The sequence below is a fragment of the Stenotrophomonas sp. YJH_SMC_123 genome (genome assembly GCF_059368215.1).
The window spans coordinates 105,370-120,154 of record NZ_JCAFRM010000001.1 but is presented as its reverse complement, the minus strand read 5'-3'; the positions used below and the strand labels follow the sequence as shown (position 1 = coordinate 120,154).

Annotated in this window: 18 protein-coding genes; 11 read left to right on the top strand and 7 right to left on the bottom strand. The window is 68.0% G+C overall.

Annotation, left to right across the window (positions count from 1 at the left end; translation table 11 throughout):
• Positions 1–137: 137 nt before the first annotated feature.
• A complete protein-coding gene (locus AC5P5W_RS00605) occupies positions 138–464 on the bottom strand; it encodes a ComEA family DNA-binding protein (protein WP_014036262.1) in 327 nt (108 codons plus the stop codon).
• 199 nt (positions 465–663) lie between these two features.
• Between AC5P5W_RS00605 and AC5P5W_RS00600 the strand changes: the two genes are divergently transcribed.
• The 4 genes from AC5P5W_RS00600 (at position 664) to murU (ending at position 4,293) form a co-directional block, all read left to right on the top strand.
• Positions 664–2,157 (top strand): M20 family metallopeptidase, encoded by a 1,494-nt coding sequence (locus tag AC5P5W_RS00600; protein WP_495220869.1) that lies wholly within the window; start codon positions 664–666, stop codon positions 2,155–2,157.
• Between the two features lie 69 nt (positions 2,158–2,226).
• Complete coding sequence (locus AC5P5W_RS00595; protein ID WP_005415577.1) at positions 2,227–2,496, top strand: GlsB/YeaQ/YmgE family stress response membrane protein; 270 nt, start codon at positions 2,227–2,229, stop codon at positions 2,494–2,496.
• A 64-nt stretch (positions 2,497–2,560) separates the two neighbouring features.
• Positions 2,561–3,586, top strand: coding sequence for a phosphotransferase (locus AC5P5W_RS00590; protein ID WP_197575434.1), 1,026 nt, complete (start codon positions 2,561–2,563; stop codon positions 3,584–3,586).
• A complete protein-coding gene (gene murU, locus AC5P5W_RS00585) occupies positions 3,583–4,293 on the top strand; it encodes an N-acetylmuramate alpha-1-phosphate uridylyltransferase MurU (protein WP_049408158.1) in 711 nt (236 codons plus the stop codon). Before AC5P5W_RS00590 ends, murU begins: the two co-directional genes overlap by 4 nt.
• Positions 4,294–4,762: 469 nt before the next feature.
• Here the strand turns inward: murU and hda are convergent, their stop codons facing one another.
• The 3 genes from hda to AC5P5W_RS00570 are packed head-to-tail and all read right to left on the bottom strand — an operon-like array spanning position 4,763 to position 7,775.
• Positions 4,763–5,470, bottom strand: coding sequence for a DnaA regulatory inactivator Hda (hda, locus tag AC5P5W_RS00580; protein ID WP_014646247.1), 708 nt, complete (start codon positions 5,468–5,470; stop codon positions 4,763–4,765).
• Positions 5,470–6,639 (bottom strand): AI-2E family transporter, encoded by a 1,170-nt coding sequence (locus tag AC5P5W_RS00575; protein ID WP_014646246.1) that lies wholly within the window; start codon positions 6,637–6,639, stop codon positions 5,470–5,472. The genes hda and AC5P5W_RS00575 overlap by 1 nt, the downstream gene beginning before the upstream one ends.
• On the bottom strand, positions 6,636–7,775 hold the full coding sequence (locus AC5P5W_RS00570) for a DUF2066 domain-containing protein (protein ID WP_032957235.1): 1,140 nt from the start codon (positions 7,773–7,775) through the stop codon (positions 6,636–6,638). Before AC5P5W_RS00570 ends, AC5P5W_RS00575 begins: the two co-directional genes overlap by 4 nt.
• 99 nt (positions 7,776–7,874) lie before the next feature.
• On the opposite strand from AC5P5W_RS00570, the gene purM reads away from it, so the two are divergent.
• From purM to AC5P5W_RS00535, 7 genes are all read left to right on the top strand, one after another.
• Positions 7,875–8,933 (top strand): phosphoribosylformylglycinamidine cyclo-ligase, encoded by a 1,059-nt coding sequence (purM, locus tag AC5P5W_RS00565; protein WP_014646244.1) that lies wholly within the window; start codon positions 7,875–7,877, stop codon positions 8,931–8,933.
• A 21-nt stretch (positions 8,934–8,954) separates the two neighbouring features.
• Positions 8,955–9,443: a hypothetical protein gene (locus AC5P5W_RS00560; protein ID WP_032957615.1), complete on the top strand. Its 489-nt coding sequence runs from the start codon at positions 8,955–8,957 to the stop codon at positions 9,441–9,443.
• Entirely contained in the window at positions 9,440–9,862 is a 423-nt protein-coding gene (locus tag AC5P5W_RS00555) for a hypothetical protein (RefSeq protein WP_014646242.1), read from the top strand. The genes AC5P5W_RS00560 and AC5P5W_RS00555 overlap by 4 nt, the downstream gene beginning before the upstream one ends.
• 41 nt (positions 9,863–9,903) lie before the next feature.
• The gene (locus AC5P5W_RS00550) at positions 9,904–10,566 is read left to right on the top strand and encodes a DUF2238 domain-containing protein (protein WP_069117523.1); all 663 of its coding nucleotides are present in this window, start codon (positions 9,904–9,906) and stop codon (positions 10,564–10,566) included.
• A complete protein-coding gene (gene purN / locus AC5P5W_RS00545) occupies positions 10,563–11,222 on the top strand; it encodes a phosphoribosylglycinamide formyltransferase (RefSeq protein ID WP_049441056.1) in 660 nt (219 codons plus the stop codon). The genes AC5P5W_RS00550 and purN overlap by 4 nt, the downstream gene beginning before the upstream one ends.
• Positions 11,223–11,290: 68 nt before the next feature.
• Complete coding sequence (locus AC5P5W_RS00540; RefSeq protein ID WP_197574794.1) at positions 11,291–12,124, top strand: DUF3108 domain-containing protein; 834 nt, start codon at positions 11,291–11,293, stop codon at positions 12,122–12,124.
• 2 nt (positions 12,125–12,126) lie between these two features.
• Entirely contained in the window at positions 12,127–12,810 is a 684-nt protein-coding gene (locus tag AC5P5W_RS00535; protein ID WP_014036249.1) for a DUF3108 domain-containing protein, read from the top strand.
• An 88-nt stretch (positions 12,811–12,898) separates the two neighbouring features.
• Here the strand turns inward: AC5P5W_RS00535 and AC5P5W_RS00530 are convergent, their stop codons facing one another.
• From AC5P5W_RS00530 to AC5P5W_RS00520, 3 genes are read right to left on the bottom strand one after another with little or no spacing between them, the layout of a single operon-like run.
• Entirely contained in the window at positions 12,899–13,216 is a 318-nt protein-coding gene (locus tag AC5P5W_RS00530; RefSeq protein ID WP_032957609.1) for a hypothetical protein, read from the bottom strand.
• On the bottom strand, positions 13,213–14,484 hold the full coding sequence (murA, locus tag AC5P5W_RS00525; RefSeq protein WP_014646237.1) for a UDP-N-acetylglucosamine 1-carboxyvinyltransferase: 1,272 nt from the start codon (positions 14,482–14,484) through the stop codon (positions 13,213–13,215). The genes AC5P5W_RS00530 and murA overlap by 4 nt, the downstream gene beginning before the upstream one ends.
• A 21-nt stretch (positions 14,485–14,505) precedes the next feature.
• Positions 14,506–14,736 carry a BolA family protein gene (locus tag AC5P5W_RS00520; RefSeq protein ID WP_005408396.1) on the bottom strand — a complete coding sequence of 77 codons (231 nt, stop codon included), beginning with the start codon at positions 14,734–14,736 and terminating at the stop codon, positions 14,506–14,508.
• Positions 14,737–14,785: the final 49 nt, after the last annotated feature.

The window sequence follows — 14,785 nt, the reverse complement described above, 5'->3', positions numbered from 1 at the left end:
GTATCTCAGCCCCTTCCACAGGTCTGTGATGCCACCATCCTGGTGATTGGTGCCGCGTCCTGCGGCGGTCGGTGGTCACGGCCTTCCTGTCCGTGACCGGTGAACCAGCCTCCTGCCGGTTCCGACGATTCCTGCTGTCAGCGCCTGGGTACGGTCCGCACCGGTACCGATCCGGGTACCGGATCCGCCGGCAACAACCTGTTGCCTACGGTGATCCGCTGTCGATTCCGTTCGACGATCGCTTTCCCTATCCCTTTCACCTGCGTCAGGTCCTCGACGCGATGAAACGGGCCGTGTCTGCGCCGGTGCTCGACGATCGCCTCGGCCTTGGCGGCTCCGACCATCGTCAATCCCTGCTGCAGCGCCTGGGCATCGGCGCGGTTGATGTCGATCGGTTCGGCGGCATGCGCCCCAGCGATCCCCACTACCAGCACCAGCGCCCTCAACACGACAAACCAAGGCACGACGTGTATCTCCCTGTGATTCTGGCCGCCCCGACCGGCAATCCCGTCGGCAGGAACAGTGTCCGTCACCACATGTGCACAGCCTATCGGTTTCCCGGATTTCCGTAAGCCAGCCAAATACCCGACGTGATGTAGGAAAAACCCTACCCGCGGCACAGGCGTAGAATGGCCGGATCAGCCCATGCAACCGGAGTTTCAGATGGACAGCGCCAAGCTCGGCCAATTCGTCAATGACAAGTGGGACAGCGAAATCGTCCCGCAGTTGGCCGACTACATCCGCATTCCCAACAAGTCGCCGATGTTCGACGCCAATTGGGTGCAGAACGGCTACATGGAACAGGCGGTCACCCTGATGGAGAACTGGGCCAAGGCCCAGCAGCTGCCCGGCCTGAAGGTTGAGGTGGTGCGCCTGGAAGGCCGTACCCCGCTGATCTTCCTGGAAATTCCGGCTACCGGCGCCGAAACCGGCGACGACACCATCCTGCTCTATGGCCACCTGGACAAGCAGCCGGAAATGACCGGCTGGGACGACGACCTCGGCCCGTGGACCCCGGTCCTGCGCGGCGACAAGCTGTATGGCCGCGGCGGTGCGGACGACGGCTACGCGATCTTCGGCTCACTGGCTGCGGTACTGGCACTGCAGGCCCAGGGCCTGCCGCACGCCCGCTGCGTGGTGCTGATCGAAGCGTGTGAAGAGTCCGGCAGCTATGACCTGCCGGCCTACGTCGACCACCTGGCCGACCGCATCGGCAAGCCGTCGCTGGTGGTCTGCCTGGATTCGGGCTGCGCCAACTACGACCAGCTGTGGTGCACCACCTCGCTGCGCGGCCTGACCGGCGGCAATTTCACCGTGAAGGTGCTCAACGAAGGCGTGCATTCCGGCGATGCCTCCGGCGTGATCCCGTCCAGCTTCCGCCTGCTGCGCCAGATCCTTTCGCGCATCGAGGACCAGGACACCGGCCGCATCCTGATCGACGGCATGAACGTGGAGATCCCGGCCGAGCGCCTGGAACAGGCCAGGCGTGCCGCCGAAGTGGTGGATACCGAGATCTTCGAGAAGTTCCCGATGGTCGACGGCCTGCGCCCCATGAACGAGGACCTGACCGAGCTGGTGCTCAACCGCACCTGGCGCCCGGCGCTGTCGGTCACCGGCGTCGGGGGCATGCCGCCGCTGGAATCGGCCGGCAACGTGCTGCGTCCGCAGACCTCGGTGAAGCTGTCGCTGCGCCTGCCGCCGACCGCCGATGGCAAGACCTGCGGCGAGCTGCTGAAGGAAGCACTGCTGCGCGACCCGCCGAACGGCGCGCAGGTCACCCTGGACCTGGAAAAGGCCTCCACCGGCTGGAATGCCCCGGCGATGGCGCCGTGGCTGACCCAGGCCATCGACGACGCCAGCCAGGCCTTCTTTGGCAAGCCGGCGATGTACATGGGCGAAGGCGGCTCGATCCCGTTCATGGGCATGCTGGGCGAGAAGTTCCCGGGCGCGCAGTTCATGATCACCGGCGTGCTCGGCCCGCACTCCAATGCGCATGGCCCGAACGAGTTCCTGCACATCCCGATGGGCAAGAAGGTCACCGCCTGCGTGTCCAAGGTGATCAGCGAGCACTACGCCGCCAGCCTGCGCGGCGAGACCAGCGGCTCGCCGGTGGCTGCCGACAGCGGCACCCGCCACGGCGACCACGGCTGCTGCTGATCCGGCACTCGTGACGGACGCAGCCTGGCCTTGCTAGGCTGCGTCCACACTCAAGCGGAATCCGCGCGCATGAATGGTCTGTTCGGCAGCAGCAGCTGGCTGTACATCCTGCTGGTCGGCTTCTTCGTCGGCCTGCTCGGGCGTTTCTTCATGCCCGGCAACAACCGCATGGGCTGCCTGCTGACCATCGTGCTGGGCATCCTTGGTGCCCTGCTGGCCGGTTGGTTCGGCCAGTACATGGGCTGGTACGCCCCCGGCGAACCGGCCGGTTTCCTCGGCGCGGTGGTGGGCGCGGTGGCCGTGCTGGCCGTCCTGCGCCTGTTCAGCGGTCGCCGCTGACGCCGCTCCCCCTTCCCTTCCTGTTGCCGACGTTGGCGCGCCCGGCGCGCCCGGATATGCCCGCATGACCGAACCCGCCTCCGATCCCCAGCGCAGCGCGCAGCGCCTGCAGTGGGCCCGCACCCAGCTCGATGATGCCAACGCGGTGGTCGAACGCGCTTCGGTTGACGCCGGCATGCGCAGCTACTGGCGCGCCACCAGCACGCGCGGCAGCCACATCGTGATGGACGCCCCGCCGGGGCTGGAAGATCCGCGGCCGTGGCTGCGCATGCGCGGCCTGCTGCACGACAACGGTCTGCGCGTGCCCATGCTGCTCGCGCAGGACCTGGATGCCGGCTTCCTGCTGCTGGAAGATCTCGGCGGCCCGACCCTGGCCAGGATCCTCGACGAGCGCAACGCTGACGAATGGTTCGGTCGTTCGATCGAGCAGCTGCTGCGCCTGCAGGCGATCCCGGTGCCGGCCGACTTCGGCCAGTTCGGCGAAGCACTGCTGCAGCGCGATGCCGGCCTGTTCGACGAATGGTTCCTGCAGCGCCACCTGAACCTTGAACTGGACTGCGGCGAGATCGAAGGCCTGCAGCTGGTGCATCGCCGCCTGATGGACAACGCGCTGGGCCAGGCCCAGCTGGTGACCCACCGCGACTACATGCCGCGCAACCTGATGCCGGTCGACGACGGCCCCGCGGTCCTGGATTTCCAGGACCTGGTGCGCGGCCCGATCGCCTACGATGCGGTGAGCCTGTTCAAGGACGCCTTCCTGAGCTGGCCACTGCAACGCGTGGACGAATGGCTGGCGCAGTATCACGAGCGCGCCCGCGACACCGGCCTGCCGGTGCCCGACCGCGCCACCTTCCTGCGCGATGCCGACTGGATGGGCATCCAGCGCCACGTGAAGATCCTGGGCCTGTTCTGCCGGCTGCGTTACCGCGACAACAAGGGCCATTACCTCGACGACGCACCGCGCTTCATCACCTATCTGGATGAAGTGCTGCCGCGCTACCGCGAGCTGGCACCGCTGCAGCAGCTGCTGGACGACCGCATCAAGCCGGCGCTGGCCGAGCTGGGTGCACCGATGCGCGTAGCCCGATGAAGGCACTGGTCTTTGCCGCCGGCCTCGGCGAGCGCATGCGCCCTTTGACCCTGCACACGCCGAAGCCGCTGCTGGAAGTGGCTGGCAAGCCGTTGATCGTCTGGCACCTGGAACGCCTGGCCGCACTCGGCGTGCGCGAGGTGGTGGTCAACACCGCATGGTTGGCCGAACAGTTCCCGGCGACGCTTGGCGATGGCAGCCAGTGGGGCCTGCGCCTGCATTTCCTGTACGAAGGGCAGACCCCGCTGGAAACCGGCGGCGGCATCCTCAACGCCCTGCCGGTGCTGGGCGATGCCCCGTTCCTGGTAGTGAACGGCGACATCTGGACCGATTTCGATTTCGCCACGCTGCCGCGCGAGCCGCAGGGCCAGGCGCACCTGGTGCTGGTCGACAATCCGGTTCAGCACCCGAATGGTGACTACCGCCTGGATGCACAGGGGTTCCTGCACCACGACCGCGAAGGACCATGCCTGACCTATGCCGGCATCGGCGTGTACCGTCCTTCGATCGTGGCCGACTGGCGCGCGGTGATCGGCGATGCGCCGGGCAGCGAGCGGCTGCCACCGAAGTTCTCGGTGGTGCCGCTGCAGAAGCACTTCATGGCGCAGGGGTTGATGACCGGGCAGCACCATCGCGGGCGCTGGACCGACGTCGGCACGGTGGATCGCCTGCGCGCGCTGGATGCGGAGTTGGCGGCGAACGGCTGAGCCCCTCGTGGTTGGTCGCGTAGAGCGGATCGCGTGCTTGGCCGGGCGGGTGGGCCATGCAGGGGACGCTGCAAGTACGTCCCTGTAAGCTCGATGGCGCCATCCATGGCGCCAACGCCCCTGCATGGCCCACCCGCCCGGCCTCTGACAGTTTCCGTGCGCGTCCAGCCACGGAAGAAAGAAAGAAAAGCAAAAGCGGGTCGCTTCGCTGCGCTTGCTCGGGTGTCGACCAAGGTCGACACCCACCAACAGCCGCGGGAACCTGTCGAAGGCGGGGTGGCTCAGGTTGCGGGGGCGTGAGCGCCATGGATGGCGCGACCGAGGCTACAGGGACGTACTTGCGCCGTCCCCCGCAACCTGACCCACCCCGCCCCCCTCAGGAAGCCACTTCTGCCGTTGACGTTGACGTTGCCGGCCAGCGGCCGGCACTACCGCGGGTGCAGGGCGCAGCCCTGCCGAACAACATCCCTCAGTAACGAGGCCGGCCTTCTTCCAGCACCTGGCGCAGGAACGGCACGGTGATCCGCCGCTTCGCCGCCAGCGATTCGCGGTCCAGCCAGTCCAGCAGGGTGATCAATCCACCCAGCTCACGGCCGGTGTGCGACAGCAGCCACTCGATGGCCGCTTCGTCGATGGCCAGGCCGCGTCGCAGTGCACGCTCGCGCAGCACGGCCGCCCGCCCTTCCTCATCCAGCGGCTGCAGCAGCACGCGTACGCACTGGCCCAGCCGCGAGCGCAGGTCCGGCAGCACCAAGCCCAGTTCGCCCGGCGCCTTCTGTGCCGTGTACAGCACGGTCACGCCCGCAGCGCGCGCACGGTTGTGGAAATCGAACAGCGCGATCTCATCCTCGCGGTTGCCGGCAACCTCGTCCAGGCCGTCCAGCGCCACCAGTTCGCGCGCTTCCAGCCCATCAAGCGCCGCACGGACACGGCCGGCGGCGCTGGCCAGCGGCACGTACGTCGGCAACCGTCCGGCCTGCTCGGCGCTGGAGCACATCGCCAGCGCCTGGTGGGTCTTGCCGGTTCCCGCCGCACCTTCCAGGTAGACCCAGTCGTGGCTGGCGCCAACCGCGATCGCGCGCAGCTGCGCCAGCGCGCCATCCGGCGCGCCGATGAAGGTCTCCAGGCGCTGGTCCCGCGGGTAATGCAGGGCCAGCGGCAGTTGCGGCACACCCATCACTTCAGGTCGGGGCCCTTGTCGTCCGGAACGATGATATGGGGCGCGTCGACCACGCCATCAAGCACGATCGCCGGCTTCTCGCCCACGTACAGTTCGCTCTGCCGATAGCGCTGGTGGGCATAGCGCAGCAGCACGTTGGTCACCGCCGCTACCGGCAGCGCCAGCAGCATGCCGAGGAAGCCGAACAGCTGGCCGCCGGCCATCACCGCGAAGATCACCGCCACCGGGTGCAGGCCGATCTTGTCGCCGACGATGCGCGGGGTCAGCACGTAGCTTTCCAGCAGCTGGCCCACGGTGAACACCACGCCGACCAGGATCAGCAGCTTCAGGTCGAAGCCCTGCGCCTGCACCAGCGCGGCGATCACCGCCATCAGCACGCCGGTGGTCGCGCCCAGGTACGGGATGAAGCTGATCAGGCCGGCAATCAGGCCGATCAGCAGGCCCAGCTTGAGGCCGACCAGCGACAGGCCACCGGCGTAGATCACGCCCAGCGCCAGCATCACCAGGAACTGGCCACGGATGAACGCACCCAGCACCTCGTTGGATTCACGCGCCAGCGCGCTGATGGTGCCGATCTGGTTGCGCGGAATCACCGAGGCCACCCGCTCGACCAGCTTGTCCCAGTCGCGCAGGAAGTAGAACGCCAGGATCGGCAGCAGCAGGATGTTGACCACCCAGGTCACCATCGCAAAGCCCGAACGCGAGACGTAGCCCATGAACGTGGTGGCGAAGCCGCCGGCCTGCTGCCAATGGCTGCGCACCCATTCGATCAGGCGGTCCGGATCCAGCCACTGCATCACTTCCAGGCCGGTCTTGTGCTCGAACCAGGGGATGCCGGTCTGCATCAGCCACGCCTGCGCCTGCGGCGCGGCCGCGATCAGGGTGGTGATCTGGCGCTCGATCATCGGCACCAGCACCAGCAGCAGTGCCACGATCACCAGCACCATCGCTGCGAACACCAGCACCACGCCGGTCATGCGCGAGCGGCCGGTGGCCTCGATGCGGTCCACCAGGGGGTCACCCAGCCAGGCCAGCGCCAGTGCCAGCACGAACGGGGTCAGGATCGGCGCCAGCAGCCACACCACCCAGCCGATCAGGCCGGCGAACAGGATGTACTTCAGCCGGCGCAGGAACTGCGCGATTTCAGCTTCCGGGCTCAGGATCATCGCAGGCGGTACTCGTTGCTGACCGGCGCGGCCACCGGGGCACCGGTGGTGTCATCGATCGGGGTCGGCAGGGCCGGCAGCGGCGCGCTTGGCACCAGCACGCCATTGTCGCCAAGCATGCGGTTGAAGCCGGCCAGGCCGGTGGTCATCTCCACGCTCAGCTCCAGTTGGCCGGCCGAGGCGTGCAGCGGGGTGACGTTGCGCACCACCGGCACCTCGCGCAGGCCAGCGGCCAGCCGCAGGTAGTCATCGGCGCTGTTGATGCCGGTCACCACCAGGCGGTAGGTGCCGGCCTGGCCGACGGCCACGCCGGCCTTGGCATAGCGCTTGACCAGCGCATCGGCGGCACCGTCGGCACCGGCGGCCATCGCGCGCATGGCGTTGGCGTCCTTGCTGGTCCACTTGTTCAGTTCGCGGCCGTTGTCGACGAACACCCAGTCCGCCTGCCAGCCACCGTTGGCGCGGTAAAGCTTGCCGATCAGCTGCATCGGCGGTGAGTAGCGCGAGGAGGCACGGGCCACGGCGGCGCTGTCCTGGCGCCAGATGGCACCGGCCAGGGCCTGTTCGGCAGCACCGCCGCTGGGCAGGCCCAGCTTGTAACCCCGCTCGATGGCGCGGTTCAGCAGCGGGCGGGCGGCATTGGCCTGCTGCACGCTGACCAGGCGCGGGCCACTGCCGTCGTCGACGGCCAGCCACAGCACCGGCTTCGGTCGCGGCTGCGGCCACAGCGGCAGGCCCAGCGCCGAGACCAGCGAATCGACGTCATCCTCGCGGAAGCGGGCCACCAGCAGGGTCCGGAAGCTCGGTGCGCCGCTGGCACCCACGCTCTGGTCCTGCTTGTAGTCGTAGCTGGCCACGTAGTCCTTGGCATTGCGCAGCGCCTGCACCACGCCGGGGCGTGACATCACGTTGCGGTCGCCGGACAGCTTGCCCAGCACCACGCTCAGGGCACGGGCCAGGGCACCGTTGCGATCGGCCTCGGCCTGGCTGTTGACGGGCACTTCGGCCTCGTAGGCCCCCGAAGCGGTGGCGACATCTCCCTCGGTGCGCAGGCCGCTCTGGGCCATCGTGGCCACCGGCAGGCTCAGTGCAAGGAGCAGGGTCAGAATCAGGCTGCGGCGCATCAGGACATCCATTGGCTCGACGAATCCGGGGGAATTGTTGCCCGAATACGGCCTTTGCGCCAATGCGGCCTGTTAAAATCGCTCATTCAACCCCTGCCAGCGCCGACGCCCGTGACCAACACCCCGTCTTCCGCCCCTTCCCCCCTCACCTACCGTGACGCGGGTGTCGACATCGACGCCGGCAACGCGCTGGTCGAGCGGATCAAGCCCCTGGTCAAGCGCAGCTTCCGCCCGGAAGTGATGGGCGGCCTGGGCGGCTTCGGCGCCCTGTTCGACCTGTCCAACAAGTACCGCGAGCCGGTGCTCGTGTCGGGTACCGATGGCGTGGGCACCAAGCTGAAGCTGGCCCACCAGCTGAACCGCCACGATACGATCGGCATCGACCTGGTCGCCATGTGCGTGAACGACGTGCTGGTGCAGGGTGCCGAGCCGCTGTTCTTCCTGGACTACTTCGCCACCGGCAAGCTGGACATCGACACCGCCGCAGCGGTCGTGGGCGGCATCGCCAACGGCTGCACCGAGGCCGGCTGCGCGCTGATCGGCGGCGAAACCGCTGAAATGCCCGACATGTATGCCCCGGGCGAGTACGACCTGGCCGGCTTCACGGTCGCCGCGGTCGAGAAGAGCGAGCTGAAGGACGGCGCCAGCGTGGCCGCCGGCGACGTGCTGATCGGCATCGCCTCGTCCGGCCCGCACTCCAACGGCTACTCGCTGGTGCGCCGCATCTACGACCGCGCCGGCCGCCCGGCCGACCTGGAGCTGGAGGGCGGCGTGAAGCTGGTCGACGCGCTGATGGCACCGACCCGCCTGTACGTGAAGCCGATCCTGGCACTGCTGAAGTCGCACGGCGAGGCCATCCACGGCATGGCCCACATCACCGGTGGCGGCCTGACCGAGAACATCATCCGCGTGGTGCCCGACGGCCTCGGCCTGGACATCCAGGCCTCGTCCTGGACCCTGCCGCCGGTGTTCCAGTGGCTGCAGAAGGAAGGCGCCGTGGCCGACAGCGAGATGTGGCGCACCTTCAACTGCGGCATCGGCTTCGTGCTGATCGTGGCAGCCGACCAGGTCGCCGCCGTGTCCGAGGCGGTCAAGGCGCAGGGCCTGGACCACTGGACCATCGGCCAGGTGGTCACTGCTGAAGGCGCCGAGCGCGTCCACATCGGCTGAACCCGGCCCCGAGGAGCCCGCATGGACGCAATGCCCCCGCTGCCCCCTACCCCCGTGCCGCCGCCAACGACGGCGGTACCGGCGTTCAGCCCCCAGGACGCCGACCACCTGCGCATGCTGTCAATCGCGCACTACGTGGTCGGCGGCCTGATCGCGCTGTTCTCGCTGATCTTCATCGTCCACATCGTGCTCGGCGTCACCGCGCTCACCGGCAACCTGCCGATGAACTCCGGCGGCCAGCCCTCGTCGCCGGCCGAACAGCGCGTGTTCGGCTGGATGTTCGTCGTGATCGGCTGTGTCATCGTGTTCGGTGGCGTCACCCTGGGCGCGTTCGTGGCCTACGCCGGCCGTTGCCTGGCCCGCCGCCGCCGCTACCTGCTGTGCCTGATCGTGGCCGGGCTGGCCTGTCTGTTCACGCCGATCGGTACCGTGCTGGGAGTACTCAGCCTGATCACGCTGCTGCGTCCGCAGGTCAAGGCCGCGTTCGACACAGCGGGCACGGCGGCATGACGAGCCCGGGCGCACCGCCGCCGCTGCCGCAGCAGACCCTGGCGCACCTTCAGCTGGGCAGCCACCTGCAGACGCTGAAGGTGCTGTTCTACGCGCTGGCGGTTTTCCACTGGATGGCCGCGCTGGCCTTCCTCGGTTTCATTGGCCTGGTTGCCAGCTCGCGCGGGCTGGACGATGGCGCGGTACTGGCCACCGTGTACGGCGTCGTTTCAGCGCTGGCTGCCGCGCTGGGCTTCGTGCAGCTGCACACCGCGCGCCTGCTGTCGCGCCGCACCGGGCTGGCCTGGTGCCAGCGCGCGGCCTGGCTGGCGGTGCTGGCCGGCCCGCTGGGCATGGCCCTGACCGCCTATGCCTGGGTGTTCCTGTCCAAGCCTGACATGGCCGCCCTGTTCGACCGCGGCGACCATCTCCGCGTCTGAACTTGCCGGCAGACGCCCCGCCCTTTCCTGATCGACTTCCCATGTCCGCGCCTGCCCTCCCCACGACCGCTTCGCCCAGCGCCTTCCGTTTCTCGCGCCCCAAGAAGCTGGCCTTCGCTGCCGTGCTGGCGGTATTCGCGGTCAGCTGGATCCAGCCGCTGTGGCCCACCGAGCAGGCGCTGCACAGCACGCTGACCGTGATCGGCCTGGGCGCCCTGCTGTGGGTCGACCGCCGGGGTGGCTGGCTGGGCAACGGTGCCTTCATCGCGATCTGCGGCTTCATCGCGCTGCACTGTGTGGCCGCCCGCTGGCTGTACTCGAACGTTCCCTACGACGCGTGGACGCAGGCGCTGATCGGCTGGTCGCCGAATGCGGCGTTCGGCTGGCAGCGCAATCATTTCGACCGCCTCATCCACTTCCTGTTCGGCGTCTGTTTCACGCCGGCACTGCTGCAGCTGGCACGTCACGCCTGGCCGGCGCTGCGCCGCGGCCAGGCCTTCGCCCTGGTGGTGATGACGGTGATGTGCGCCAGCCTGGTCTACGAGTGGTTCGAATGGGCCATCGCGCTCGCCCTGTCGCCGGACGCCGCCGAGGCCTACAACGGGCAGCAGGGCGACATGTGGGACGCCCATGCCGACATGCTGATGGCCACCGTGGGCAGCCTGCTGACCTGGCCGCTGATCCGCCGGAGTACCCCGCAATGACCGCGCCCACCCGCATTGCCGTGCTTGCCTCCGGCCGCGGCAGCAACCTGCAGGCCATCCTCGATGCCATCGCTGCGGGACGCCTGCGCGCCGAGGTCGTCGGCGTATTTTCCGACCGCCCGGCCGCCGCCGCGCTGCAGCGGGTCAGCGCCAACCTGCGCTGGGCGCATGCGCCGAAGGAATTCGACGACCGCGCCGCCTACGAGCAGGCACTGGGCGACGCACTGGCCGCGGTCGCACCGGACTGGATCGTCTGCGCCGGCTACATGCGCATACTCGGCGCCGCCTTCGTGCAGCGCTTCAATGGCCGCCTGGTCAACATCCACCCGTCACTGCTGCCGCTGCACAAGGGGCTGGACACGCATGCGCGGGCACTGGATGCAGGCGATGCCGAGCACGGTGCCAGCGTGCACCTGGTCGTACCCGAGCTGGACGCCGGCGCCGTGCTGGCCCAGGTGCGGGTACCGGTGCTGCCCGGCGATGACGCCGACACCCTGGCCGCGCGTGTGCTGGCGGTGGAGCATCCCCTGCTGATCGCCACGCTGCAGCTGCTGTGCGCCGGCCGCCTGACTGAACGGGAGGGCCAGCCGCAACTGGACGGTCACCCCCTGTTTAGCCCGCTGGCCCTAGATTCCGCCGGGAACCTGAACCGGTAACGCCCACGCACACGCCCCGCTGACTGCGGGGCTGGCATCCTGCCCACCTCCTGCGGCTCCTCTCTTCCATGAAGACCACGACCCTGCTGTCCACTTCGCTGCTGCTGTCGCTTGTCGTGCTTCCCGGCGTGGGTTGGGGCCAGGCGCAGGCGCCTGCCGCCTCGCCGGCTCCGGCTCCGGCGCCGCTGCCAGCGGTGCAACCGTCGGCCGAAGCGGCGGCCCCGGCCCTGCCGGCCTTGGCGTGGGAACCGCCGCCGCTGCAGCCGTTCAGCGCCACCTACCAGGCCTTCTACAAAGGCAAGGAGGCCGGCGACGCCAGCATGCAGGTCACCCATACCGGCGGCAACCAGTGGCGGGTCGACATGCAGGTGGTCGGCCGCCGCGGCTTTGCCAGCGTGCTGGGCCTGAACATCGAGCAGAGCACGGTGTTCGAGGAGCGCGCCGGCGCCTATGCACCGCTGAGCCAGAGCACGGTGCGCAAGGGCCTGTTCCTGGGCAAGAAGGCGGTCGGCACGTACAACTGGCAGGCCGGTACCGCGCAGTGGACCGGCGACGTCGAGAAGAAGCGTGCGCAGCCGATTCCGCTGCAGCCGGGCGACCAGAGCGCCCTGCTGATCAACCTGGCGATCATGCGGGATGCCCGTCCGGGTGCCACCATGCACTACCGCTACGTGGACATGGGCAAGGTCCGCCAGCACGACTACCAGGCCGCGCCGCAGACCGAGAACGTCGAGGTCGGCGACCTGTCCTACAACGCGCTGCGGGTCTACCGGACCAACGGCGGCAACAACGAAACCATCCTCTGGATCGCCAACGGTGTCCCCACCCCGGTGCGCATCCTGCAACGCGAAGACGGCGAAGACCGCGTCGATCTGCGCCTGATCGAATACCAAGGAGTCTGAGCATGAGCACCCTGACCCGCCCCCTCACCTGGATCGCTGCAGCCGCGCTGTCGGTGGCCAGCCTGCCGGCCATGGCCCTGCAGCCGTTCAAGGCCGATTACCTGGCCAGCTACATGGGCATGCAGGCCAATGGCAGCATGACGCTGAGCAGCGAGGGTGCCAACAAGTGGCGCTACACGCTGCAGGTGAAGAACCAGCTGGCCGACCTGAGCCAGAGCACCGTGTTCGAAGAAGTGCGCGGCCAGCTGCGCCCGCTCAGCAGCCAGGACCGTTCGGCGCTGCTGGTGAAGAAGCGCAACGTGCAGGCCAACTACAACTGGACCAGCAACCAGGCCACCTGGACCGGCGACATCAAGCCGGACCGCGCTGGACCTATCGCACTGAAATCCGGTGACATGGACGCGCTGCTGATCAACCTGGCGATCGCCCGTGACCTCGCCGCCGGCAAGCCGCTGACCTATCGCATGGTCGACGAAGGCCGCATCAAGAACATGACCTACCGCGTGATCGGCAAGGAGTCGATCACCGTGGGCGGCAAGAGCTACGAAGCGACCAAGGTCTCGCGTGCCGACGGCAACAAGGAGCTGATCGCCTGGATCGTGCCGGAGTTCCCGGTGCCGGCGCGCATGCTGCAGCGGGAGAACGACCGCGATGCACTGGACCTGACCATCAAGGCGATGAACTGAGTGCCGGGGTCGGATCCCGTCCCCTCGGGGATGGGCTCTGACCCCGGGCCCCGCGAAAAGAAAACGCCCGCTTTCGCGGGCGTTTTTCTTACTTCTTTTCTTCGGCCGCCGCCGGCTTGAACTCGGTACGGCAGTCCACGCGGATCTGCTCGCCGGTGCTGCGCCAGACGAAGGTGCGGCAATGGCGGTTGCCGTCCTGGCTGTCATTCACCGCAACCGCATAGAACGACTCGATGATCTCGTCGCGCGAGACCGTGCCATCGCCATTCCAGTCCATGTCCTTCTGCTCGATGCCCTGGGTGATGGCGATGTTGGCGTACCAGGCGTAGCCCAGCCACGCCAGCACGATCAGCACCAGCGCCAGCAGCGCCTTGCGACGCGGGCTGAACTTGCCGCGCAGGATCATGGCACGCGCCGGATGGTGGCACCGAGCGAAGACAGCTTCTCTTCGATGTTCTCGTAGCCACGGTCAAGGTGGTAGATGCGGTCGATGGTGGTCTCGCCGCTGGCCATCAGGCCGGCCAGGATCAGCGAGGCCGAGGCACGCAGGTCGGTGGCCATCACCGGTGCGCCACTCAGGTGCTCGCTGCCCCGCACGATGGCGGTGTGGCCTTCGACCTGGATGTCCGCGCCCAGGCGCAGCAACTCGTTGACGTGCATGAAACGGTTTTCGAAGATCGTTTCGTTGATCACGCCGACGCCGTCGGCCACGCAGTTGAGCGCCATGAACTGCGCCTGCATGTCGGTCGGGAACGCCGGGTACGGCGCGGTGGTCAGGTTGACCGCCTTCGGCCGCTTGCCCTGCATGTCCAGGGTGATGGTGTCGTCGGTGGTCTCGATCTTCGCACCGGCTTCGACCAGCTTGGACAGCACCGCGTCCATGGTGTTCGGGCGCGCACGGTTGACCGTGACCTTGCCGCCGGTCATCGCCGCAGCCACCAGGAAGGTGCCGGTCTCGATGCGGTCGGGCAGCACTTCATGGCGGCCGCCGGACAGGCGCTCGACGCCTTCGATGACCAGGCGGGCAGTGCCCAGGCCTTCGATCTTCGCGCCCAGCGCGATCAGGCAATGCGCCAGATCGGTCACTTCCGGTTCCATCGCACAGTTGTCGAGGATGGTGGTGCCTTCGGCCAGCACCGCGCCCATCAGCACGTTCTCGGTGCCGGTAACGCTGACCATGTCGAAGGTGAAATGGCCGCCCTTCAGGCGCTTGGCCGTGGCCTTGATGAAGCCGTTCTCGACCACGATCTCGGCGCCCAGCGCCTGCAGGCCCTTGATGTGCTGGTCGACCGGACGCGAGCCGATCGCGCAGCCGCCGGGCAGCGACACTTCCGCCGCGCCGAAGCGGGCCAGCAGCGGGCCCAGCACCAGGATCGAGGCGCGCATGGTCTTGACCAGCTCGTACGGGGCAACATGCTGGTTGACCGGACGCGGGTCGACCACGATCGCACTGCCGCGCGACAGCGTGCCCTGGTCGATGGTGACCTTGGCACCCAGTTCACCCAGCAGCTTCACCGTGGTGACCACATCGTGCAGGTGCGGCACGTTGGTGATCTCCACCGGCGCATCGGCCAGCAGGGTCGCGCAGAGAATGGGGAGGACGGCGTTCTTGGCGCCGGAGATGCTCACTTCACCGTGCAGCGCAGCGCCGCCGGTCACAACGATCTTGGCCATGTATTCGGGATCTTCTGCGGTTCAGCCGGCTTCGGCCGGGGTCACGGTTTTCAGCGCCAGCGCGTGGATCGCGCCGCCCATCAGGTCGCCCAGGGTGGCATAGACCATCCGGTGGCGGGCCAGCGGCATCTTGCCGGCAAAGGCCTCGCAGACCACGGTCGCTTCGAAATGCACGCCATCGTCGCCCTGCACGTCGGCGCGGGCGCCGGGCAGGCCGGTTTCGATCAGGTTGCGGATGGTGTCGGCGTCCAACGGGCTTTCCTAATAAAATGTGCCTCCATTCTACTTCCGCTGCGTGGCG